General features: G+C 56.0%; 23 protein-coding genes. 10 read left to right on the top strand and 13 right to left on the bottom strand.

Annotation, left to right across the window (positions count from 1 at the left end):
• Positions 1-272 precede the first annotated feature (272 nt).
• Together ACTQY5_RS04075 and ACTQY5_RS04080 are read right to left on the bottom strand one after the other, a co-directional pair.
• Complete coding sequence (locus tag ACTQY5_RS04075) at positions 273-1,793, bottom strand: hypothetical protein (protein ID WP_022487302.1); 1,521 nt, start codon at positions 1,791-1,793, stop codon at positions 273-275.
• An 11-nt stretch (positions 1,794-1,804) separates the two neighbouring features.
• Complete coding sequence (locus ACTQY5_RS04080) at positions 1,805-2,680, bottom strand: DUF2971 domain-containing protein (protein WP_022487303.1); 876 nt, start codon at positions 2,678-2,680, stop codon at positions 1,805-1,807.
• Positions 2,681-2,871: 191 nt separating this feature from the next.
• On the opposite strand from ACTQY5_RS04080, the gene ACTQY5_RS04085 reads away from it, so the two are divergent.
• Entirely contained in the window at positions 2,872-3,576 is a 705-nt protein-coding gene (locus ACTQY5_RS04085) for a LytR/AlgR family response regulator transcription factor (protein ID WP_022487304.1), read from the top strand.
• Positions 3,577-3,622: 46 nt separating this feature from the next.
• Here the strand turns inward: ACTQY5_RS04085 and ACTQY5_RS04090 are convergent, their stop codons facing one another.
• From ACTQY5_RS04090 to ACTQY5_RS04100, 3 genes are read right to left on the bottom strand one after another with little or no spacing between them, the layout of a single operon-like run.
• Positions 3,623-5,023 (bottom strand): NAD(P)/FAD-dependent oxidoreductase, encoded by a 1,401-nt coding sequence (locus tag ACTQY5_RS04090; RefSeq protein WP_022487305.1) that lies wholly within the window; start codon positions 5,021-5,023, stop codon positions 3,623-3,625.
• Positions 5,020-5,976, bottom strand: coding sequence for a serine hydrolase (locus ACTQY5_RS04095; RefSeq protein ID WP_441368842.1), 957 nt, complete (start codon positions 5,974-5,976; stop codon positions 5,020-5,022). The genes ACTQY5_RS04090 and ACTQY5_RS04095 overlap by 4 nt, the downstream gene beginning before the upstream one ends.
• The gene (locus ACTQY5_RS04100; protein WP_195839651.1) at positions 5,973-6,653 is read right to left on the bottom strand and encodes a M48 family metallopeptidase; all 681 of its coding nucleotides are present in this window, start codon (positions 6,651-6,653) and stop codon (positions 5,973-5,975) included. The genes ACTQY5_RS04095 and ACTQY5_RS04100 overlap by 4 nt, the downstream gene beginning before the upstream one ends.
• Positions 6,654-6,737: 84 nt before the next feature.
• On the opposite strand from ACTQY5_RS04100, the gene ACTQY5_RS04105 reads away from it, so the two are divergent.
• Both ACTQY5_RS04105 and ACTQY5_RS04110 read left to right on the top strand, forming a co-directional pair.
• Positions 6,738-8,036, top strand: a complete 1,299-nt coding sequence (locus ACTQY5_RS04105; protein ID WP_022487308.1) for an HlyC/CorC family transporter — start codon at positions 6,738-6,740, stop codon at positions 8,034-8,036.
• A 20-nt stretch (positions 8,037-8,056) separates the two neighbouring features.
• Positions 8,057-8,587 carry a cysteine hydrolase family protein gene (locus tag ACTQY5_RS04110; RefSeq protein ID WP_022487309.1) on the top strand — a complete coding sequence of 177 codons (531 nt, stop codon included), beginning with the start codon at positions 8,057-8,059 and terminating at the stop codon, positions 8,585-8,587.
• A 44-nt stretch (positions 8,588-8,631) separates the two neighbouring features.
• On the opposite strand, the gene ACTQY5_RS04115 is transcribed toward ACTQY5_RS04110, so the two are convergent.
• Both ACTQY5_RS04115 and map read right to left on the bottom strand, forming a co-directional pair.
• On the bottom strand, positions 8,632-9,147 hold the full coding sequence (locus ACTQY5_RS04115) for a nitroreductase family protein (RefSeq protein WP_288310949.1): 516 nt from the start codon (positions 9,145-9,147) through the stop codon (positions 8,632-8,634).
• Positions 9,148-9,176: 29 nt separating this feature from the next.
• On the bottom strand, positions 9,177-9,995 hold the full coding sequence (gene map / locus ACTQY5_RS04120) for a type I methionyl aminopeptidase (protein ID WP_288310950.1): 819 nt from the start codon (positions 9,993-9,995) through the stop codon (positions 9,177-9,179).
• A gap of 229 nt (positions 9,996-10,224) precedes the next feature.
• On the opposite strand from map, the gene ACTQY5_RS04125 reads away from it, so the two are divergent.
• The 5 genes from ACTQY5_RS04125 to ACTQY5_RS04145 all read left to right on the top strand — a co-directional run bounded on the left by ACTQY5_RS04125 (position 10,225) and on the right by ACTQY5_RS04145 (position 14,207).
• Positions 10,225-11,121 carry a DUF368 domain-containing protein gene (locus tag ACTQY5_RS04125; RefSeq protein ID WP_022487312.1) on the top strand — a complete coding sequence of 299 codons (897 nt, stop codon included), beginning with the start codon at positions 10,225-10,227 and terminating at the stop codon, positions 11,119-11,121.
• A 125-nt stretch (positions 11,122-11,246) separates the two neighbouring features.
• The gene (locus tag ACTQY5_RS04130) at positions 11,247-11,459 is read left to right on the top strand and encodes a FeoA family protein (RefSeq protein WP_288310951.1); all 213 of its coding nucleotides are present in this window, start codon (positions 11,247-11,249) and stop codon (positions 11,457-11,459) included.
• 19 nt (positions 11,460-11,478) lie between these two features.
• Positions 11,479-11,706: a FeoA family protein gene (locus ACTQY5_RS04135; RefSeq protein WP_022487314.1), complete on the top strand. Its 228-nt coding sequence runs from the start codon at positions 11,479-11,481 to the stop codon at positions 11,704-11,706.
• A gap of 73 nt (positions 11,707-11,779) precedes the next feature.
• Positions 11,780-13,945 (top strand): ferrous iron transport protein B, encoded by a 2,166-nt coding sequence (gene feoB, locus ACTQY5_RS04140; protein WP_441368843.1) that lies wholly within the window; start codon positions 11,780-11,782, stop codon positions 13,943-13,945.
• A 121-nt stretch (positions 13,946-14,066) separates the two neighbouring features.
• Positions 14,067-14,207: a FeoB-associated Cys-rich membrane protein gene (locus ACTQY5_RS04145; protein WP_279128086.1), complete on the top strand. Its 141-nt coding sequence runs from the start codon at positions 14,067-14,069 to the stop codon at positions 14,205-14,207.
• A 37-nt stretch (positions 14,208-14,244) separates the two neighbouring features.
• Here the strand turns inward: ACTQY5_RS04145 and ACTQY5_RS04150 are convergent, their stop codons facing one another.
• The 6 genes from ACTQY5_RS04150 to ACTQY5_RS04175 all read right to left on the bottom strand — a co-directional run bounded on the left by ACTQY5_RS04150 (position 14,245) and on the right by ACTQY5_RS04175 (position 17,908).
• On the bottom strand, positions 14,245-14,877 hold the full coding sequence (locus tag ACTQY5_RS04150; RefSeq protein WP_329778088.1) for a flavodoxin: 633 nt from the start codon (positions 14,875-14,877) through the stop codon (positions 14,245-14,247).
• 82 nt (positions 14,878-14,959) lie between these two features.
• Entirely contained in the window at positions 14,960-16,300 is a 1,341-nt protein-coding gene (locus ACTQY5_RS04155) for an SGNH/GDSL hydrolase family protein (protein ID WP_441368844.1), read from the bottom strand.
• 73 nt (positions 16,301-16,373) lie between these two features.
• Positions 16,374-16,874, bottom strand: a complete 501-nt coding sequence (locus ACTQY5_RS04160; protein WP_276693213.1) for a flavodoxin family protein — start codon at positions 16,872-16,874, stop codon at positions 16,374-16,376.
• Between the two features lie 35 nt (positions 16,875-16,909).
• On the bottom strand, positions 16,910-17,137 hold the full coding sequence (locus ACTQY5_RS04165) for a hypothetical protein (RefSeq protein WP_022487320.1): 228 nt from the start codon (positions 17,135-17,137) through the stop codon (positions 16,910-16,912).
• Positions 17,130-17,477, bottom strand: coding sequence for a carboxymuconolactone decarboxylase family protein (locus ACTQY5_RS04170; RefSeq protein WP_441368845.1), 348 nt, complete (start codon positions 17,475-17,477; stop codon positions 17,130-17,132). The genes ACTQY5_RS04165 and ACTQY5_RS04170 overlap by 8 nt, the downstream gene beginning before the upstream one ends.
• 11 nt (positions 17,478-17,488) lie before the next feature.
• Positions 17,489-17,908 carry a cupin domain-containing protein gene (locus tag ACTQY5_RS04175; protein ID WP_022487322.1) on the bottom strand — a complete coding sequence of 140 codons (420 nt, stop codon included), beginning with the start codon at positions 17,906-17,908 and terminating at the stop codon, positions 17,489-17,491.
• Between the two features lie 112 nt (positions 17,909-18,020).
• On the opposite strand from ACTQY5_RS04175, the gene ACTQY5_RS04180 reads away from it, so the two are divergent.
• Positions 18,021-18,917, top strand: coding sequence for a LysR family transcriptional regulator (locus ACTQY5_RS04180; RefSeq protein WP_154488560.1), 897 nt, complete (start codon positions 18,021-18,023; stop codon positions 18,915-18,917).
• A 138-nt stretch (positions 18,918-19,055) separates the two neighbouring features.
• Entirely contained in the window at positions 19,056-20,963 is a 1,908-nt protein-coding gene (locus ACTQY5_RS04185; RefSeq protein ID WP_367996930.1) for an acyl-CoA dehydrogenase family protein, read from the top strand.
• Positions 20,964-20,967: the final 4 nt, after the last annotated feature.

The raw sequence follows: 20,967 nt of genomic DNA on the forward strand, positions 1-20,967 counted from the left end.
TTTGATTTTTTAACCTGGTTGTCATCCAGGTGACTCGATCTCATCACTAAAAGTGACTTGACCCGCACATCTGTCAACAATATTCAGTTCTCAAAGTTCGTCTCGCTGTCTCAGCGACAGCTTCTATATAATACCAGACTTTCGTTCCTTTGTCAACAACTTTTTTCTTTCAGTGTTTCAGTTGAAACATTTCGTTGCTGCAGAATCGATTGTCTGTTGCTTTCTCAAGGAGAAAGCTTGTATAGTATAGCAAAGATTGGAAAGGCTGTCAACTATTTTAACAGCCTTTCCGCTTTTTCCTTTACGTCCTGGTTTTTCTCCCGGACCAGGAGCTGTTCCACACCTTCCCGGATGGGATCACTGAGGGTGTATCCCAGGTCTTTCCACTGGTTGAGGATTTCCAGGGCGGTGTTCCGGTTCATCAGGGCCGGAGATTTCAGAGCGGTTTGGAAAAGCTTTTCTCCGGTGCCCGGGAAGCCGTACAGCTGGCTGAGGATCCGGTTCAGGTCCATGTACACCCCGTCCAGCTGTTCCTGGAGGGACACTTCCCCTTCCTGGCACTGCCCAAAGACTTCTTCGAACCCGGGAATCAGGTCTTCATACAGTTCCATCACATGATGGTCGTGGTGGCTGTCCCCGGTAAGGGCATAGGGCAGCAGGTCCACATGGTCCAGTGGGGCCTGGAGCACCAGTTCCACCGCCTGCTGGGCATAGGGCAGATCCAGGGTCCGGGCCAGGTCGAACCCTTCCCCTTTTTTCATGGCCTGTTGGACGGTCTGGGCGCAGGCAAAGGACAGGAGCAGCTTGCCGCAGGCCTGTTTCACCGTTTCCCCGGCTTTGCCTTCCAGTTTGTTGGTGGCATACTGGAGGATCCGGAGGATCACCTGGTAGTCTTCCAGTTCTTTTTCCTGTTCCCCACAGTGCCGGAGGAATTCCGTAAGCAGTTTCACCGGCTGGGCCATCTCTGAAATCCCGGGTACCGGTTCATCCACCAGCAGGGCATCCACCAGGGCTTCAGCCCCTTCAAAGGCTTTGGCGGTGAGGGTGGGCCGTTCCAGCACTCCCAAAAGATCCACATGGTCCGCCAGGAGCCGGGCGGTGTATTCCGGGTTCACATCGTTGTCCCAGCCTTCTTCCAGCATCCACTGGCGGATCTGGGCAGTCCGGGGATCCAGATGTTCCAGGGCGGCGATCCGGCCCCAGCCGTATACCTGCCGGGCAGTGCGGAAGATTTCTTCCTGGCCGTCGGTCCACTGGAGAAAATTCCGGACGCAGAACAGGGTAAATTCGTTGCACCGGGCCAGGAGCCGGATGTCTTCCGCCACATCTTCCTCTTCCTGGAGGTCGAAGAATTCCAGCAGGGACAGGGCGAATTTAACGATTTCCGGCTGATCCGCCTCCTGGAGCAACCGGTGGGCAAACCAGATAAGGGGTTCCGGGTCCAGGGCTTCCCGCTGAGCATCCACCGCCTGTTGGAGGGGCAGCACAAAGGCATTCATCAGATGGTCTTCTCCCTCTCCAAAGAAGGCTTTCAGCCCCTGGACAGCCTGGTCATATGCTCCGGCCAGGATCTGCCCAAGGATTTCCTGGAGTTCCGGGCTTTCTTCTTCCCCCTTGTCCAGCCCGGTAAGGTTCCCTTCCATGAAGCCGTCACTGTAATAAAACCCCTGGGCCGGACCTTCCGGTTCCATGGCCTGGCGGAGGGAAAACTCCCGGGGCAGGCGGCCCCGTTCATCCAGGGCATCATACAGCCGCTGGAGGATGGAAGGTTGGGTAAAATCAAAATTCTGCATAGGTTCTCCTTTTATCGATAGGAACTTTTGGATACCCGGATCCGGACGTTCCGGTCGTCATAGCCGTTGGCAGCCAGGAACATCTTCAGGATATCCGGATGGTCTTTCATGTCATTTTTCGGGCCCAGGACCACTTCCCGGACGGCACTTTTGGCAAAGGGCATTTCCGTATAAGGCACCAGCCGGCTGGCTTCCGGACGGAAATGGATCTGCCGGTAGGCTTTCCGGTTCCCGGCGGCCATGTTCCCCTCTTCGTCCTTCAGCAGCACCGGCAGCCACAGGGCCCGGAGTTCTTTTTCCGAGGCAAAGCTGGCGTCCTTGCAGTAGTACCGGAGGGAAGAAAAGGCCGCATCGTCGGCAATGGCCCGGCGGATTTCCCGTTCGTTCAGGTGTTTTCCCCGGTTCAGACGCATGCGGATCCAGTTCCTGGCCAGGGGCAGGAAGTGTTCTGCATACCCTTCTTTCATATAGATGACTTTTTTCAGGTAGTACTTGTTGGCGAAGTCCGCATTGAGGTGGACGGTGGAACAGTCGAAATCCATTTCCCGGGAAGAAAAGCCGATGGCAAAACCCTGGCCGTCGTCCGCATAGGACCGCCACTGGGGCAGGATGTCCCCGGCCTCGGAAAAACAGCCCAGGTAGATGAAGCAGGCGGAATGGTGATAATACAGATCCCGGGCAGTGTCCAGCTGATCCCGCCGGACTTCCCCCTCTTCTGCCAGGTCCTCCAGGGCCTGTTCGAAAATGGGATCCAGCATCCTGTTTTCCCATGCGTCGTTGGTAAAAGAGGCTTCCGTCAGCCAGAGGCACTGGTTGCGCAGAATATTGAAGAATCCGCTGGTGGAGCAATAGTGGTAAATCATCTGATCTTCCTGACAGGTGGACATGGTGCGCCTTCTTTCTTCCAGGTTTCCTTTCCGGGGTGGCCTGGAGTATTCCACCAGTTATTATACCGTACCCGTCAAAAAAATGCTCGGGGAATCCATGAAATAAAATAATTTTCTGCTTTTTTAGAACATTCGTGTTATACTGTACAAGTGTCTACTTTTTTACAATTTTCAAGAACGGAGGCCCCATCATGTTCCACATTGCCATTTGTGACAGCAATCCCCAAATTCTCACCCAGCTCACTGACAACATTCTCAAACTGCCCAATCCATCCGATGTCCTGAGCATCCATACCTTTTTGGGGGAGCAGGCGCTGCTCCGGGACTGCCGCCAGGGGTGCTGCTACAACCTGGTGCTGTTGGGACCCTTCCAGCAGGACCACCGGAATCTGGCCCTGGCCCGGAAAATCCGTTCTTTTGATCCCCAGATGCCCATTTCCCTGATTTCCAACAGTTTCCAGGATTCTCTGGCCGGGTATGAGGTGCCCCTGTACCGGTGCTACCCCCACCCCTTTCCTCCCCGGATTCTCCACCGGGACCTGCAGGAACTGATCCGGAAACGCCGGAACAGCTGCTATACCTTTGTTTTTTCCAACTGGCAGGGACTCCACCGGTTCCCCCTGAAGGACGTGATCTATTTCAAGGCCCTGGGGTCCCGGATCCAGGTGGTGACCGCCCTGGGAAACTATGAGTACCGGGAGACCCTGGGCGGGCTGGAAAAGCAGCTGGGCCGGTTCAATTTCATGCGGATCCACCGGAGCTATGTGCTTAATCTCCAGTGGGTGCGGAATGTGTGGGGCCGTGAAGTGACCCTGCTGAACGGCAGCGTCCTGCCCCTGTCCAAGCACCGGTCCAGGGAGCTGCGGGAGAGTTTGAAGAGGCAGAATATAGAATAATGGGGTGCTGCTGCGCAGCACCCCGTCAATGGTCAATAGTCAATTGTCAATGGCCTGATGAACCCTTCATTCTCTCCCCGATGATCCGGGCCACGTAGACGCCGCTGGCGCTGGCCTGGCTCAGGCCCCGGGTGATGCCGGCCCCGTCCCCGATGGCGAAGAAGTTGGGCAGTTTGGTTTCCAGCTGGTCATCCAGTTCCAGCCGGGCGCTGTAGAACTTCACTTCCACCCCGTAGAGCAGGGTGTCGTCGTTGGCGGTACCCGGCGCCACTTTGTCCAGGGCGTAAATCATTTCGATGATGTTGTCCAGATGGCGTTTGGGCAGCACCAGGCTCAGATCCCCGGGCACCGCATTGAGGGTGGGCCGGAGGAAGCTCTGGCTCAGCCGGTGGGCGTTGGTCCGCCGGCCTTTGATCAGGTCCCCGAACCGCTGGACCAGCACACCGCCTCCCAGCATGTTGGACAGGGAAGCGATGTGTTTGCCATACCGGTGGGGTTCCTTGAAAGGTTCCGTGAACCGGTTGCTCACCAGGAGGGCAAAGTTGGTGTTGCCGCTGTTCTTTTTGGGGTCGCTGAAGCTGTGGCCGTTAACGGTGACGATGCCGTCGGTGTTTTCTGCCACCACATAGCCGTTGGGGTTCATGCAGAAGGTCCGTACCCGATCCCCGTACCCTTTGGTCCGATACACCAGCTTGGCTTCGTACACTTCGTCGGTAATGTGTTGGAACACGGCGGCCGGTACTTCCACCCGGACCCCCACGTCCACCTGGTTGTTGGTCAGTTCCAACCCCAGCTTTTCGCACTGGCCGGAGAACCATTCCGCCCCGGCCCGGCCGGGAGCCCCGATGAGATAGGTGCACCGGATGGTGTCCGGGCTGTCCTTGAGCACCACCTCATAGCCCTCTTCACAGGGATGGAAGGTATCCACCTGGGTGTCGCACTGGATCTGGATTCCGTGATCCAGCAGGAACCGGTAGATGCTGGCCATCAGTTTCCGGTTGTTGTCAGTACCCAGGTGCCGCACTTTGGCGTTCAGCAGGTGCAGGTCATGGCCCAGGGCCAGCCGTCCGATTTTGCAGTTCTTGGTGGAATACACTTCTCCGGGCGCCCCGTGCTTCAGGTTGATTTCATCCACGTAGTCGATGAGATCCATCACGGTCTTTTTGGGGATGTAATCACTGAGCCAGCCTCCGAATTCAGTGGTGAAATTGTACTTGCCGTCGGAAAAAGCCCCGGCGCCCCCGAATCCCCGCATAATGCTGCAGGGGGTGCAGCGGACGCATTTTTCCACTTTCCCGGCGATAATGGGACAGCTGCGGAAATCAATGGCATGGCCTTCTTCCAGGATCAGCACCTGGGCCTTGGGGTATTTCAGGACAAATTCATAAGCGGCGTAAATGGAGGCAGGACCCCCGCCAATAATTGCTACATCGACTTTTTTCATCATTTTTTGAACACCTCTTTGTCGTTGACGGTATTGAAGATAATGGAGGAAAGCTGATTGATGGTCTTGCGGCTCTCTTCCGGACGGACGGCCTTGTCCATCATGACTACCAGCACGTATTTTTCCTTGGCATAGACGATTCCTGCGGCGCCCAGCTGCTGATTCTGGTCGGACTGAACCCCGGCGATCTTCACCTTTTTGGGCAGCAGGGCTCCCAGGAGGTTCCGGTCCGGCTGTTTCCGGAGCAGTTCCATCAGGTAGGCATCCTGCTTCTGGGAAACCGCCTTCCCCTGGTACAGCCGGGTGAGCAGATTCACTGTATCGTTGACAGAGGTGTAGCTGAGCCGGCGTTTTTCCCCGGGAGCCAGGGTATCCTGACTGTTTTCTCCCTGGGGCAGCTGGGTGGTGCCGATTTCCGTATCCGCATACCCCTCTTTGGACAGCCACTGGTTCAGGTCTTCCCGGCCGGCAATCCAGATCAACTTGTACAGGGCGGTGGTATCATTCTGGAGCACCATGTCTTCCAGCAGGTTCCGGATGGTGACCCGGCTGCCCGCAGGGACTTTCCCCAGTACCGGGCTGGCCGGCTTCCGGTCTTTTTCCCGGATGGTGTACACTTCGTCCAGGGACAGGTCCCCGTCTTCCACCTGCCGGAGGACCCCGGCGGCCACATAAAGCCGGGCCAGATCCCCGGCGGGCATTTTACCGGAATAGTTGTAGAATACATCGTCATTTTCCAGGGAATGGTAGTACACAGAACAGGCGGCACCGCTCTGGGCGATCACGTTGTTCAGATAGTCATAGGGCAGCTTGGTGTCCTGGGAATGGACCGTCTGGGCATTCTGGGCCTGCTGCTGTTCCTGATATTTGGGACTCCGGTGGAGAAGGGTCAGAGAGACCGTCCCCACCACAACCAGGGCAATGAAACAAAGGATGATTTTTTTGTTGATGCTCATAATGTACTCATGACCTTTCTGTGGACCTTCAGCCAGTTTTCCCGTTCCCGGTAATCCGGCAGCACCTGGGCCACCGCCTGCCAGAAGGCTTTGTTGTGGGACATATTCCGGATGTGGCACAGTTCATGGACCACCACATAGGCTATGACTTCCCGGGGGCAGAATACCAGGGGCCAGGAGAACCCGATTTCCCCCTTCCAGTTACAGTACCCCCATCTTTTTTTGGCCCGGCTGCATTTGACCACCGGCAGCCTGAGACCCATCTGGGAGGCATACCGGCTCACCAGTTCCCCAAGCACCGGACGCAGCTGGCCGATCAGGAACCGGGCCAGGTTCTCCCGTGTCTCCTGGTCCCCCATCTCCAAAAGGCCTTCTTCTTTCCGGTAAGAGAACCCGGTTCCGGGCCGGAGACGGAGGGTGCAGGGACGGCCGAAGAGCAGGAAAGTTTCCCCGTCCTGAAGGCGCAGGGTGTGATGCTCTTCCCGTTCCCGGCGGACCCTGGCCTGGGCCCCGGCAATCCATTTTTCTTTTTTTGCCACAATCCGGAGCAGTTCCTGGGAGGAGATCCCGTAAGGGACCCGCAGCACCAGGGTGCCGTCCTCCACCACCTCGAAGCCGATGCTCCGGCGGAAGGACTGGATGATCCGGGCATTTTTCAGTAAAGATTCAGCAACCATAGCTTTCCTATTATAGCATAGAACATTGACCACTGTCATACTTTCTCCTATAATATCAGTATTATACGGAGGAAGTGTAATACTATGGATGATCTGCAAATACCCACATCAGCCCTGACGCTGATCCTGATTGTGTTTATATCCCTGTCCGCCTTTTTTTCCGCTTCAGAGACGGCTCTTACCGGGTCCAACAAGCTGCGGCTGAAGAACCAGGCCAAAAGCGGCAGCAAAAAGGCCCGGAAAGCTCTTCGGCTGCTGGACCATTTTGACGACGCCCTGTCCACTATCCTGATCGGGAACAACGTGGTGAACATTGCCACCGCTTCCCTGGCGGCGGCGGTTTCCACGGCGGCCTTCGGTCCTTCCGGTCTGGCCCTGGCCACGGTGTTCACCACCATTGTGATCCTGATTTTCGGGGAAATCATCCCCAAAAGCGTGGCCAGCGATGCCCCGGAAAAATACGCCATGGACTGTTCCGGCCTGCTCAGTGTGCTGGTGGTGCTGTTCGCTCCTTTGAATTTTCTGTTCCGGATCATGAAGAACCTTTTCAACCGGTGCCTGCGGAAAAAGGTTTCCCACCGGTTCGCCACGGAAGATGAACTGCTGCTGATGGTGGACGAAGTGGAACACGGGGGCGGCATCAACAAGCAGGACAGCCTGCTGATCAAAAGCGCCATCGAATTCAGCGACATCCGGGTCCGGGAAATCATGACGCCCCGGGTGGACATGGTGGCCATGGATATTTCGGAAGGCAGCGAAGAAGCCCTGAAGCTGTTTGGCAGCCACGGTTTTTCCCGTCTGCCGGTATTCAAGGATGACTACAGCGAGATTGTGGGGATCCTCCACGCCAAGGATTTCCTGGCAGCCTATCTCCAGGACCCCCACTGCAGCCTGCAGAAGCTGATCAAGAAGGCAGCCCTGGTCCACCAGTCCACCAAGATTTCCCGAGTGCTGAAGACCCTCCAGGAGGCCAAGGTGGAAATGGCCATGGTGATGGACAGCTACGGCACCGTCCGGGGGCTGGTGACCACGGAAGACATTGTGGAGGAACTGGTGGGCGAAATCTGGGACGAGCACGACAAGGCGGTTTCTTCCTTCCGGAAACTGGGGAAGAACCGGTACCTGGTTTCCTGCTCCTCCAATTCCCAGAACGCCAACCTGTTCGACCTGTTCAAGTATCTGGATCTGGATATCGATGATTACGGCCTGGAGAACAATTCCATCAGCGGCTGGGTGGTGGATACCCTGGAGACCATTCCCAAAAAGGGCGATACCTTCGACTGCCGGAACCTCCACGTGACGGTGACCCAGGCCAATGAGCACCGGGTCCAGGAGATCATCGTGGAAGTGCGGCCGGTGAAGAAGGATAAAAGTGAAGAGTGAATGAAAAGGATGTGGTTGGTATGGAAAACCGTTTTTTGATCGTGGTGGATATGCAGAATGACTTTGTGGGCGGGAGCCTGGGGTCGGAAGCGGCCCAGGCCATTACCCCGGCGGTGCTGAGGAAGGTGGCCCATTTCCCCGGGAAGGTGATTTTCACCCAGGATACCCACGGGGAGGATTACCTGGAGACCCAGGAAGGAAAACGGCTGCCGGTGAAGCACTGCATCAAGGGGACCCCAGGCTGGAAACTGATCCCGGCCCTGGAAAAACTCCAGCAGGAACATCACTGGCCGGTGATCCAGAAGCCCTCCTTCGGTTCGGTGAAACTGGCGGAAGACCTGAAGGAACTGAACCGGAAGCAGCCCATCCAGAGCATCGAGCTCATCGGCCTGTGCACGGACATCTGCGTAGTGAGCAATGCCCTGCTGCTGAAGGCAGCCCTGCCGGAAGTGGAGATCCGGGTGGACAGCCAATGCTGTGCAGGAGTAACGGAAGAAAGCCATCAGGCGGCCCTCGCCACCATGAGGAGCTGTCAGGTGGTGGTGGAATAAAAAAAAGAAATGGGGCTGTTGCACATACGCAACAGCCCCATTTTTTACAACACCTTCACCAATTCCTCGTTGCTTCTCCGTTCCGTGTGGAGATGGGCGGCGTGGACTCCTTCTGCGGCGTAGCCCATGGGCATGAGCAGCAGGGGTACTTCGTTCAGTTCCAGGCCGAAGGCATCGGCAGTCTGGGTCACCGGGAAGTAGTTCACCCAGCAGGACCCGATGCCCTGTTCCCAGGCTTCCAGCATCATATGGGTGGCCACGATGCTGGCGTCCTGTTCCCCGGCACGGATGCTGTGTTCAAAGGGGTTCACCCATTCCTCGTCCTTCCGGACGGTGACCATGAGCACCACCGGTGCATTGAAGGCGCACCGGCTCAGTCCCCGGATCTTTTCCAGGGCTTCTGGGCTCTGGAGCACGTACACCCGGTAGGGCTGATAATTGTGGCCGGTGGGCGCGATCCGTCCCGCTTCCAGGATGGCGTCCATTTTTTCTTTTTCGATGGGTTTGTCACTGAATTTCCGTACAGAATATCTGGCTTTGGCCAGGTCCATGAAGGTCATTTTCTTTCATCCTTTCGTTTTTTGATGGCTTACCAGCTCAGCACTTCCGGTTCCCCTTCTGTGATCAGGAGGGTGTGTTCCCACTGGGCGCTGTCTTTGCCGTCGGCGGTGTGGACGGTCCAGCCGTTCAGTTCGTCGATCCACAGTTCCGGCGTGCCGGCGTTGATCATGGGTTCGATGGTGATCACCATGCCCGGCACCAGCAGCATGCCGGTTTTCCGTTTCCCCACATGGGACACAAAGGGATCTTCGTGCATTTCCAGTCCCACACCATGACCGCCGAATTCCCGGACCACGCTGCATCCGTGTTTCTGGGCAAAGCTCTGGATGGCCGCCCCGATGTCCCCCAGGGTGTTCTTCCAGCCTACGGCGTTTTCCATGCCCCGCTTCAGGCATTCTTTGGTAATGCCCACCAGGTTCTTCCGTTCCGCCGGCACCCGGCCCAGCATGAACATCCGGGAGGCATCCCCCACATAACCGTCGAAAATGGTGGTGGCGTCCACGTTCACAATGTCCCCGCTTTTCAGCACCTGTTTGGGATCCGGGATTCCGTGGCAGATCACATCGTTGACGGAGGTACACACGGATTTGGGGAACCCTTCGTAGTTCAGGCAGGCGGGAATGGCGTGGAGCTTCACCGTGGTATCATACACAATGGTGTTGATGTCGTCGGTGGTCATCCCCACTTTGATGTTTTTTTCCACCGCATCCAGCACTTCTGAATTCACCTTTCCGGCTTTCCGAATCCCTTCGATCTGTTCCGGAGTCTTGATCATGTCCATCCGGGGCACTTCATAGCCTTTGGCGGCATATTCCATCAGTTTCAGTTTCAGTTCGCTTCTGTCCAACCTGCATCCTCCTTTGCGCGGAAAAGAGATTTCCCTGCGCTATTCTATTTTCTTCCAAAATACGATATAATAGAGTCTCATTGTCCGGACCGGCTAAACAGTCAGTCCGATGAATCATTATAACACAAATCTTGCCGATTTTTTTCCTGTTTGTTTCGGAATTGTTTAACCCCATTGCTTATAATAAGGAAAAGACAGAGGGGCCTGGCCCCAGAAAGGATGAACTACTATGGATCTGTTCCTGAACATGGTCCGGGGCTTCTGCATGGCCCTGGCCGACAGCGTCCCCGGGGTATCCGGCGGTACCATCGCCTTTGTACTGGGTTTCTATGATGAATTCATCAGTTCCCTGTATGTACTCACCCACGGCAGCCGGGAGCTGAAGCGGGAGGGCATCCGGTTCCTGGCCAAGCTGGGCATGGGCTGGTTCATCGGCATGGGATCTTCGGTGCTGGTGATTGCCAGTCTGTTCACCAGCCGGATCTATGAGCTCAGTTCCCTGTTCCTGGGCTTCTCCATTTTCTCCCTGCCCCTTATTATCAAGGAAGAAAAGGAATGCCTCCGGCGTACCAGCAGGATCATCTACATGATCCTGGGGATCGTGCTGGTACTGGTGATCGCTGCGGTGAACCCCACCGGTGGCCAGGGTACCAATGTGGAAATCGCCCATCTGACGCCCTTTTTGGGCGGATACATTTTCGTCTGCGCCATGATCGCCATCTGTGCCATGGTGCTGCCGGGGATTTCCGGATCCACCATGCTGCTTATTTTCGGGCTGTATGTGCCCATCATCAGCGCCATCAAGGAATTCCTCCACATGAACCTGTCCTATTTCCCGGTGCTGTGCATCTTCGGATTTGGGGTGCTGGCCGGGATCGTAGGGATCATCAAGCTGGTGAAGAACGCCCTGGACAACCACCGGGCCGCCATGGTGTACTTCATCCTTGGGCTGATGGTCGGATCCCTGTACGCCATTGCCCAGGGCCCCACCACCCTGAAAGTGCCCCAGCCTGCCATGACCTGGGAAACTTTCCACATTTTCTGGTTCCTCATGGGCGGCGTGTTCCTGGCAGCCCTCAATGGATTGAAGGCGTTTACGGAAAAGAAACTGAAGCCGGAGGAATAAAAAAGGGCTGTTGCATGAGCAACAGCCCTTTTTTGCTATTTTTGTTGACTCTTTCGTTAGTGTGTGCTAACATATCACGTATGAAGATTAGGTTTCATAAATAAATTGTGAAAAGAGGTAGCATCATGCCTTTGACATTTGCCGACGCTGGCAGGGACCTGACCGTCCTGCGGGTAGGCGGTTCCCCCAAGGTCCGTACCCACCTGGAAAACCTGGGCATCACCCAGGGTGCGTTGATCTCCATTGTCCAGCATACCCCCAGCGGGCTGATCCTGAACATCCGGGAATCCCGGGTGGCCATCAGTATGGAAATGGCCGCCAAAATCACAGTACAGTAACAGCAGGAGGAACATCACAATGACAACTCTGAAAGACGCCTTGACAGGCAAAGATTACGAAGTGGTAAAACTCCATGGCACCGGAGCCATCAAGCGCCGGATCATGGATATGGGCATCACCAAAGGGACTCCGGTGCACATCCGGAAGGTGGCGCCTCTGGGAGATCCGGTGGAACTCAACGTGCGGGGCTATGAACTGTCCCTGCGGAAAGCCGATGCGGAAATGGTGGAAGTGAAAGAGCTGTAATTTTTTATCTTTTTATTAGCTTTTTCTAACTGATTTTAAAATTAGTAATAGATGGGAAAGAAGGTCACGATTTATGGAATTCAAGATTGCCCTTGCCGGGAACCCCAATACCGGCAAGACCACCCTGTTCAACGCCCTGACGGGTTCCAATCAGTTCGTCGGGAACTGGCCCGGGGTTACCGTGGAGAAAAAAGAAGGAAAACTCATGGGCCATCCGGATGTGATCATCCAGGACCTGCCCGGCATTTATTCCCTCTCCCCCTACACTCTGGAAGAAGTGGTTTCCCGGACCTACCTGGTGAAGGAACGGCCGGATGCCATCCTGAACATTGTGGACGGGACCAACCTGGAACGGAACCTGTATCTCAGCACCCAGCTGGCTGAACTGGGGATCCCCATGGTGATGGCCGTGAACATGATGGACATGGTCCGGAAAAACGGGGACATTATCAACATCCAAAAATTGTCCCAGAAAATGGGCTGTCAGGTGGTGGAGATCTCTGCCCGTACAGGAGAAGGGATCAAGGAAGCCGCCGACCTGGCGGCCAAGGTGGCCAAACACCAGCAGGTGATGGTGGCCAAACATTCCTTTGACGGCCCTGTGGAACACGCCCTGGCCCACATTGAAGAAGCCACCCAGGGAATGCTCCCGGCCCATCAGGAACGGTGGTATGGCATCAAACTGTTCGAACGGGATGAAAAAGTCCAAGAAGCCTTGAAGCTGCCCCAGTCCGTCATCGACCACATCGACGGGGACATTGAAGCGGTGGAACAGGAAATGGACGACGATGCGGAAAGCATCATCACCAACGAACGGTACAAATACATCAGCTCCATTATCCATGAATGCAACATCAAAAAGAGCAAAGGCAAACTGACCACCTCCGATAAAATCGACAAGATCGTCACCAACCGGTGGCTGGCCCTCCCTATTTTTGCCGCCATTATGTTCCTGGTCTATTACGTATCGGTGACCACCATCGGGACCGACGCTACGGACTGGGTCAATGACACTCTCTTTGGTGACATGCTGATTCCTGCAGCCGATGACCTGATGGACAGCCTGGGAGTAGCCGAATGGCTCCATGGGCTGATCGTGGACGGGATCATTTCCGGGGTTGGCGCCGTGCTGGGCTTTGTCCCCCAGATGGTGGTACTGTTCATCTTCCTGGCCTTTCTGGAAGCCTGCGGCTACATGGCCCGTATCGCTTTCATCCTGGACCGGGCTTTCCGGAAGTTCGGCCTGTCCGGGAAATCCTTCATCCCCATGCTGATCGGCTCCGGCTGCGGCGTGCCCGGGATCATGGCTTCCCGTACCATTGAAAACGAATCCGACCGGCGGATGACCATCATGACCACCACCATGATCCCCTGCTCCGCCAAGATGCCCATTATCGCCCTGATCGCCGGGGCTTACTTCCACGGAGAATGGTGGGTGGCTCCCTCCGCGTACTTTGTGGGGATCTTCTCTATCATTATTTCCGGGATCATCCTGAAAAAGACCAAACTGTTTGCCGGTGATCCGGCTCCCTTCGTAATGGAACTGCCCTTCTACCACATGCCCACCCTGGGGAACATTGCCCGGAGCGTATGGGAACGGAGTTCTTCCTTCATCAAGAAGGCCGGCACAGTGATCCTGCTGTCCACCATCCTGGTGTGGTTCCTGTCCAGCTTCGGCTGGGACGACGGTGCCTTCACCATGCTGGAGGAAGATGCCCTGAACGAAAGTATCCTGGCCTTCATTGGTTCCAAAGTGGCCTGGATCTTCGCTCCCCTGGGCTGGGGTGACTGGAAAGCTGCTGTGGCTGCCTTCACCGGGCTGATTGCCAAGGAAAACCTGGTAGGGACCTTCGGGATCCTGTACGGGCTGGCAGATGCCGCAGAAGACGGCCAGGAATTCTGGGGCACCTTTGCCCAGGACTTCTCGGTGCTCAGCGCCTACTCCTTCCTGGTGTTCAACCTGCTGTGCGCTCCCTGTGTGGCTGCCATGGGCGCCATCAAACGGGAAATGAACAACGGCCGCTGGACCCTGATCGCCATCGGCTACCAGTGCGGTTTCGCCTACTGCATGGCCCTGATGTTCTATCAGTTCGGCAGCTTCGTTTCCACCGGCACCTTCACCCTGGGTACGGCAGCCGCCTGTGTGGTACTGGCCATTATGGTCTACCTGCTGTGCCGTCCGGCTCCCAAGTACAACGGAGAAATCCAGATCAAAGATGCAGCGGATGTAACGGAATAAGGTATAATGGGGGTGTGGGGATTCCACACCCCCGTTTTGTCAACAGTCAGCTGTCAACGGTCAGCGGCCGAAGGAAGGCAGATGCGGAGCGTCTGCCAATGCATAAAAGGAGAAATGACCTATGGGTACCTTTGTTGTGGGCCTGGTGCTCTTTCTCATCGTTGCGGCAGTGATCCGCAAGATGTACAAAGACCACAAGGCAGGGAAAAGTTCCTGCGGAGGAAACTGCGGAAGCTGTGGACTTTGCAGGGGGAAGAAATAAAAAACGGGGCTGTTGCATAAGCAACAGCCCTGTTTTTTTATTTCACTCCCAAACTCTTCACCCAGTCCTTCACCTGGCTGTCCTGGATGGTGCCGGTGAAACAGCGTCCCTGGAGCCAGGTGCCTTTGCTGCCGGCCATTTCCTTCAGCTGGTCGGCGCTGCTGCCCAGGCCGGAACTGTAGGCGGTGGCAAAGGGGATCACCGTCTTGCCGGTAAAATCGTTGCTCTTTACGAAGGTATCCATGGGCCAGGCGGCAATGCCCCACCAGATGGGATAGCCCACGAATACGGTGTCATAGTCCTGCCAATTGGCCGGTTTGGCGTTCTTCAGAGCCACGTTCCGCAGACTGGGGTCGTCATGTTCCTTGTAGACCCGGGCGCTTTTGTTGTTGTAATCCAGATCTGCCGGCGTATAGGGCTTTTCCAGATCCAGCAGGTACAGATCCCCGCCGGTTTCCCCGGCAATGGTCTTGGCCACCTGTTCCGTCCGGTGGGTATTGGTGTAATAGACCACCAGCACCTTTTTGGCCTTGGCCGGGGCCTTTTCCGCAGCCGCCGTACCCGCTGCCTTGCCCCCGCCATTCTGGGCAGCCTGCTGTCCGCCGCAGGCCGTAACCGCCAGCAGAGACAGCGCCATGCAGACGATAGAGATTGCTTTTTTCCACTTCATATTGTTTTCCTCCTTACCTTCTCCACGTTATTTTTATTGTATACCGGCAGTCACTGCCATGAGAAGGAACGTTTTAGGATTCCTACACACCGAATCTTTTCATCCCCTCATTGATCACCTGAGCCATTTCCTGTTTCATATTCCAGTCGCCGTGGATTCCGTCCAGGGCCAGTTCCGTAGGCAGGTCTCCCCCATTTTCAAAGGAGGCCGCCACGTCGATATGGTCCCGGTTGCGGATGTAGGCATTCACCTGGGCAAAGGACTGACGCCAATTGTCGGCGGTGGGTTCGTCAAAAGCTTTCTGGATGTTGGCGGGATTGATGGGCGGCAGGGTGAGATAGATGGGACGGATACCCAGGGCTTCCGCCTTCCGGCCGATCTCGTCCAGATCATGGATCACTTCTTCTGCCGGCACCCCTGCCCGGAGGCTGTTGGTGCCTCCCAGGATCAGCAGGTACTTCAGAGGGAAGGACCGCACATCCCGTTCGAACCGCTCCACCATCATGGCGCTGGTATCCCCGCTTTCCGAAAGGTTCACTGTAGGAAAGGCCAGATAATGGCTGTAGCTGTAGGCATAATCCACGGGACTGAAAGAAAGATGTCCTCCTCCGTGGGAAATGCTGTCACCGTAGATGCCCACCCGGATTTTCCGGGAAGGCAGGGTGGTGAACTTCTGGGGCAGGCTCCACTGGCCCACCGGATTCCCCTCCTTGTCCATGCCCCGGACCCGCCAGTAATAGGTCCCCAGCCGGGGTGCCTCGTCATACAGATCCGTAAGAGAGGTGACCTGGGCAAAGACCCGATACCGGGAAGGTGCGGTCCCTTCCGTATTCTCTGGCATCCGGTCCGTTACTTCCACTTCGTACTGGACTGCTCCCGGGTTCCCGGTATAGGCATAGACAGGATAAAGCAGCAGGGAGCCATTGGTATCCTCCATCCGGCTCCGAGGCACCGGGGCATTCCGGTCCACTTTCCGCAGGCTGCTCTCAACGGCCGCCGGCTGGGAATAGTTCCCCAGAGGCCGGCCATCCAGGTCAAAAGCCCGTACCCGGTAATACAGGACGCCGGTCGTCTGTTTCTTCCGGAGTTCCTCCAGAGGCAGCAGGGCCTGGGCGGAATAGATCCGGCTGTTCCGATATGAGGCATGGTCTGCTTCCCGGGCGGGATCCAGATTTAGAGGAATCCCGTCCAAAAGTTCCAGTTCATACCGGACAGCATCCAACTGTTTCGGCCAGGTGAGCAGGCCCAGATCCGCCCGGGACGCTTCCACCATTGCCTGGCGGTTCATCGCTGCCACAGGAGAAAGCCCTGCTGCCCGGCGCACCGTACAGGAACTGACCAGGATCACCGGAACGGCCGCCAGTGCCAGAAGACTCATGCCCAGGGCCTTTTTTTCCAGGCCGGGCAGTATTTTTCTTTCCATGATGCTTTCCCCTTTCACAGCTTTACTCTGTTTGCTTTACATCCAGCGGCGCAGACCGCGGCCAATGGGATGCTTACTTCCATCCCTGTACTTTCCGGATCCACTCTTCCACTTTGTCCTGGCTGGTCACCTGACGGCTGCCGCCGGTGGAATCGAACTGGATGGTCAGTTCCGGACCGAAAGAAGCCCCTTTACAGGCTTTTTCCATATCCTTCAGGGCATGGCCGGGCCAGCCTCCGTGGGTGGCAAAAAAGGCCGCTTTCTTCCCGGTGAAATCCTGGCTTTCCAGGAAGGTCTTCATGGCCGGAGCCATGGTATACCACCAGGTAGGGGTGCCCACCGCCACCGTGTCGTAGTCCTTCAGGTGGAAATACAGAGGGGCCAGTTCCGGCTTGTACCCTTTGGCGATATCCTTTTCCGATTCCCGGACTACTTCATCGTAGCTTTGATTCTTGTAGGCACTCAGGGTATCGATCCTGGCAAGATCGGCCCCGGTTGCCTTCTGCAGTTCTTCCGCAATCTTTTTCGTATTCCCGTTGGACCAGGAATAATAGACAATCAGCATCTTGGACATATTTTTCCCGCTTTCCTTTATTCTTCTCCCTGCTGTCATTTTTCCATATGGTACAGCAGATAATCCACATTGGTGAGTTTCTCCTGCTCCCGGTGGAGCTTGGCCAGGATTTCCTTCCGGTACTGGCGGAGACACCGGCACTGGCACCGGTCATTCTTTTCCTGGAGGATCTTCCGAATGGTCTCTTCCGGACAGCCTGCCGCCTGGAGCTCTGCCTGGCTCAGTGCCGTCTTTTTGAGGCTTTCCGCCTCCTTCTCATTCATTTCCGTATACCTCTTTGGCATACCGGAACGCCGCCCAGGCTTTGGGCCAGCCGGCGTAGAACCCCAGCTGGGTGATGGCCTGGATCATTTCTTCCCGGGTCACCCCGTTCTTTTTGGCGGTGGCCATGTGATACTGGAGGGAGCTGTCCGTCAGCCCCTGGGCTACAAGGGCCGTCACCGTCACCAGGCTCCGGTCGTGGAGGCTCAATTTATCGTTGGCGCTCCACACTTCCCCAAAAAGGATGTCATCATTGTACCGGGCAAAATCCGGGGCAAAACTCCCCAGCTGATCCCGTCCTGCAGTCTGTACCACCTTGACCGGTTCTTTTTTCTGTTCCATGGTGCCTCCTTTTATTTCAGTTTCCCGTATTCTTCTGGATCCACCCCTTCACACCATTCATTGCTGGTGCCTTCTCCGGGCACTTCCAGGGCAAGGTGCTGGAAGGCGGAATCCGGGGCCGCCCCGTGCCAGTGCTTCACTTCCGGAGGGATGTTCACCACGTCTCCGGCTTTCAGCTCCCGGGCAGGTTTCCCCCATTCCTGGTAATAGCCCCGGCCGGCGGTGACGATGAGGATCTGTCCCCCTCCTTTGGCTGCATGGTGGATGTGCCAGTGGTTCCGGCAGCCCGGTTCAAAGGTCACCACAGCAGTGGGCACCTGTTCCAGGGTCAGCATATTCAGATAACTCTTTCCATCAAAATATTGGGCATAGCCCGTATTTTCTTCCCCCAGGGCAAAGGGGCTCATTTTTTCCAGTTCTTCCAGATCCATAGGTTGATCTCTCCTTTCCTGTTCTTCCTGTATTGTATTCCAAACTCTTTAAGATGTATAATGCTTATAGCAACTACTTACAAATGTGTTTTTTCTATTGCAGGAGGGAACCATGGAAATCCGTACCCTGAAATATTTTCTGGCGGTGGCCCGGGAACAGAACATGACCGAAGCCGCCAATGTGCTGTTCGTCACCCAGCCCACCCTGTCCCGGCAGATGGCGGACCTGGAAAAGGAACTGGGCAAAAAGCTCTTTGTCCGGACCAACCGGAGCACTACCCTGACGGAAGAAGGGATGCACCTGCGCCAGCGGGCAGAAGAGATCCTGGCCCTGGTGGACCAGACCAAAGAAGAGATCCGGGAAGACGACATGGACCTTTCCGGCTGCATCCGGATCGGTGCCGGAGAAACCCGGGCCATGCATTGGATCACCGACACTTTCGGGGAACTCCATCAGGAATATCCCAGTCTCACCATCGAACTGTTCACCAACAACGCGGACGGGGTCCAGGAACGGCTGGAACACGGACTGCTGGATTTTGGTCTGTTCATCGAACCCTTCAACCCGGAAAAATACAACTTTCTCCATCTCCCGGAACCGGACCGGGTGGGCATCGTCACCAGTCTCCACAGTCCCTGGGCCCATCTGGAAAAAGTGACCCCCAAAGATCTCCTGGCCATGCCCCTTCTCATTTCCTCCCGGACCACCCAGAAGACCTTTGATTTTTCCCGCTGGTCCGGCGGCCAGGTGACCCTGGATAATCTCCAGGTGGCAGGCCGGTTCGACCTGATCGGCAACGCTTCCCTGCTGGTCCGGACCGGTCAGATCAATGCTCTGGGTCTGGACAATCTGCTCCAAATCGAAACCCAGGGGCTGAAATTCATTCCTCTGGATCCGCCCCTATCCGCCGGCAGCCTGGTAGCCTGGAAGAAATTCCGTCTCCTGTCCCGGTCCAGCCAGGTTTTCCTGGACCGATTAAAGCAAAAACTTTCTGATTTTTCCCATTGACAAACGTATATGAAAAGTGTACCATTGAGTCATACAAGGATAGAATTATTATTAAAATAATTTTATTTTTAAATTGGTATGTTGTGACTAACTTGAAGGACTGACAACCTGATTTTCCAAGACAGAGGAGGTACGCGTATGTTATTCACCACCACACAGGAACATGAAGAATTCCGCGCCAAAGTACGGGGGTTTGCGGAAGCCAAGATCAAACCCATTGCGTTCATGCTGGACAAGGAAAACAAGTTCCCTGATGAACAGGTCAAAGAAATGGGCGAACTGGGATGGATGGGCATCCCCTTCCCCAAAGAATATGGCGGTGCCGGGCTGGACTACATCAGCTACGCCATTGCCGTGGAAGAACTGGCCCGGGTGGACGGAGGCGCCGGTGTTATCCTTTCCGCCCATGTGTCCCTGGGCTCTTATCCCATCTTCGCCTTCGGCACCGAAGAACAGAAACGGAAATACCTGGTGCCCCTGGCTTCCGGGAAAAAAATTGGGGCTTTCGGCCTGACGGAACCCAACGCCGGTTCTGACGCCGGGGAAACGGAAACTACGGCGGAATTCGACGGGACCCACTGGATCCTCAACGGGAACAAGATTTTCATCACCAATGCAGGGAAAGCCGATACCTATGTAGTGTTTGCCGTCACTGAACCGGGGAAAGGCACCCGGGGCATCAGCGCCTTCATCGTGGAAAAAGGCATGCCGGGCTTCACCTTCGGTGACCATTATGACAAACTGGGGATCCGTTCCTCTGCCACGGCGGAACTGATTTTCAACAATGTGAAGCTGCCCAAGGAAAATCTGCTGGGCAAACGGGGCCAGGGCTTCAAGATTGCCATGGCTACCCTGGACGGCGGCCGGATCGGGATCGCGGCCCAGGCACTGGGGATCGCCCAGGGTGCCTATGAAGCGGCTCTGAACTACTCCAAGGAACGGATCCAGTTCAATGCTCCCATCTGCCAGAACCAAGGTGTTTCCTTCAAGCTGGCGGATATGGCCACCAAACTCCGGGCTGCCCGGTTCCTGGTATACAGCGCTGCGGAACTGAAGCAGGAACACCAGGATTACGGCATGGAAAGCGCCATGGCCAAGATGTATGCTTCCGATGCGGCAGTCTCCATCACCAACGATGCCCTCCAGATCTTCGGCGGCACCGGTTACCTGAAAGGCATGGATGTGGAACGGTTCTACCGGGATGCCAAGATCACCACCATCTACGAAGGCACCAACGAAATCCAGCGGGTGGTCATTGCCTCCCACATTACGGATAAGATGTCCGTGGCCAAGCACGGGGGCGCTCCCAAGCAGAATGCAGCCATTACCGGGGCCCGGAAGAAACAGATCTTCAAGGACGGCACCCCGGAAGAACAGGTGGCTGCCCTGGTGGAAGCCCTGAAGAACGACGGCTATGACTTTACCGTGGGCATCCCTCTGGATACTCCCATCTCCGATGCGGAACGGGTGGTCAGCGCCGGCAAGGGCATCGGGGAAAAGGCCAACATGAAGCTGATCGAAGAACTGGCCCGCCAGGCCGGGGCTGCGGTAGGTTCCTCCCGTCCTGTGGCGGAAACCCTCCAGTATGTACCCATTGACCGGTATGTGGGCATGAGCGGCCAGAAGTTCAACGGCAACCTGTACATTGCCTGCGGCATCTCCGGTGCAGTCCAGCACCTGAAGGGCATCAAGAACGCCACCACCATTGTAGCCATCAACATCAACGCCGGGGCCCCCATCTTCAAGAACTGCGACTACGGCATCGTAGGGGACGTGAAGGTGATCCTGCCGCTCCTGGCCAAGGCCCTGAACAACGGCCAGCCCAAGAAACCCGCTCCTCCCATGGTCAAGATGAAGAGACCTCTGATCCTGAAAGACATGCCGGAAGGCCGTTATGTCTGCAAGGGTTGCGGTTATGAATACAACCCGGATCTGGGCGACCCGGATGCGGATGTGAAGCCGGGAACCAAGTTCCAGGATCTGCCGGAAGACTGGGTATGCCCGCTGTGCAACTCCGCCAAGACTGAATTCGTACCCGTAAAGTGAGAAA

It is taken from the genome of Acidaminococcus sp. HCP3S3_H5, assembly GCF_052122235.1.
Lineage (GTDB): Bacteria > Bacillota > Negativicutes > Acidaminococcales > Acidaminococcaceae > Acidaminococcus.

Excerpts from the sequence above, each read along its gene's own strand:
- ACTQY5_RS04075 (WP_022487302.1), bottom strand. The coding sequence starts at position 1,793 with ATGCAGAATTTTGATTTTACCCAACCTTCCATCCTCCAGCGGCTGTAT.
- ACTQY5_RS04115 (WP_288310949.1), bottom strand. The coding sequence starts at position 9,147 with ATGACCTTCATGGACCTGGCCAAAGCCAGATATTCTGTACGGAAATTC.
- ACTQY5_RS04085 (WP_022487304.1), top strand. The coding sequence starts at position 2,872 with ATGTTCCACATTGCCATTTGTGACAGCAATCCCCAAATTCTCACCCAG.
- ACTQY5_RS04130 (WP_288310951.1), top strand. The coding sequence starts at position 11,247 with ATGCCTTTGACATTTGCCGACGCTGGCAGGGACCTGACCGTCCTGCGG.
- ACTQY5_RS04080 (WP_022487303.1), bottom strand. The coding sequence starts at position 2,680 with ATGTCCACCTGTCAGGAAGATCAGATGATTTACCACTATTGCTCCACC.
- ACTQY5_RS04095 (WP_441368842.1), bottom strand. The coding sequence starts at position 5,976 with ATGAGCATCAACAAAAAAATCATCCTTTGTTTCATTGCCCTGGTTGTG.
- feoB (WP_441368843.1), top strand. The coding sequence starts at position 11,780 with ATGGAATTCAAGATTGCCCTTGCCGGGAACCCCAATACCGGCAAGACC.
- ACTQY5_RS04155 (WP_441368844.1), bottom strand. The coding sequence starts at position 16,300 with ATGGAAAGAAAAATACTGCCCGGCCTGGAAAAAAAGGCCCTGGGCATG.
- ACTQY5_RS04180 (WP_154488560.1), top strand. The coding sequence starts at position 18,021 with ATGGAAATCCGTACCCTGAAATATTTTCTGGCGGTGGCCCGGGAACAG.
- ACTQY5_RS04185 (WP_367996930.1), top strand. The coding sequence starts at position 19,056 with ATGTTATTCACCACCACACAGGAACATGAAGAATTCCGCGCCAAAGTA.
- ACTQY5_RS04165 (WP_022487320.1), bottom strand. The coding sequence starts at position 17,137 with ATGAATGAGAAGGAGGCGGAAAGCCTCAAAAAGACGGCACTGAGCCAG.
- ACTQY5_RS04145 (WP_279128086.1), top strand. The coding sequence starts at position 14,067 with ATGGGTACCTTTGTTGTGGGCCTGGTGCTCTTTCTCATCGTTGCGGCA.
- ACTQY5_RS04110 (WP_022487309.1), top strand. The coding sequence starts at position 8,057 with ATGGAAAACCGTTTTTTGATCGTGGTGGATATGCAGAATGACTTTGTG.
- ACTQY5_RS04170 (WP_441368845.1), bottom strand. The coding sequence starts at position 17,477 with ATGGAACAGAAAAAAGAACCGGTCAAGGTGGTACAGACTGCAGGACGG.
- ACTQY5_RS04105 (WP_022487308.1), top strand. The coding sequence starts at position 6,738 with ATGGATGATCTGCAAATACCCACATCAGCCCTGACGCTGATCCTGATT.
- ACTQY5_RS04100 (WP_195839651.1), bottom strand. The coding sequence starts at position 6,653 with ATGGTTGCTGAATCTTTACTGAAAAATGCCCGGATCATCCAGTCCTTC.
- ACTQY5_RS04175 (WP_022487322.1), bottom strand. The coding sequence starts at position 17,908 with ATGGATCTGGAAGAACTGGAAAAAATGAGCCCCTTTGCCCTGGGGGAA.
- ACTQY5_RS04150 (WP_329778088.1), bottom strand. The coding sequence starts at position 14,877 with ATGAAGTGGAAAAAAGCAATCTCTATCGTCTGCATGGCGCTGTCTCTG.
- ACTQY5_RS04160 (WP_276693213.1), bottom strand. The coding sequence starts at position 16,874 with ATGTCCAAGATGCTGATTGTCTATTATTCCTGGTCCAACGGGAATACG.
- ACTQY5_RS04125 (WP_022487312.1), top strand. The coding sequence starts at position 10,225 with ATGGATCTGTTCCTGAACATGGTCCGGGGCTTCTGCATGGCCCTGGCC.
- ACTQY5_RS04135 (WP_022487314.1), top strand. The coding sequence starts at position 11,479 with ATGACAACTCTGAAAGACGCCTTGACAGGCAAAGATTACGAAGTGGTA.
- ACTQY5_RS04090 (WP_022487305.1), bottom strand. The coding sequence starts at position 5,023 with ATGATGAAAAAAGTCGATGTAGCAATTATTGGCGGGGGTCCTGCCTCC.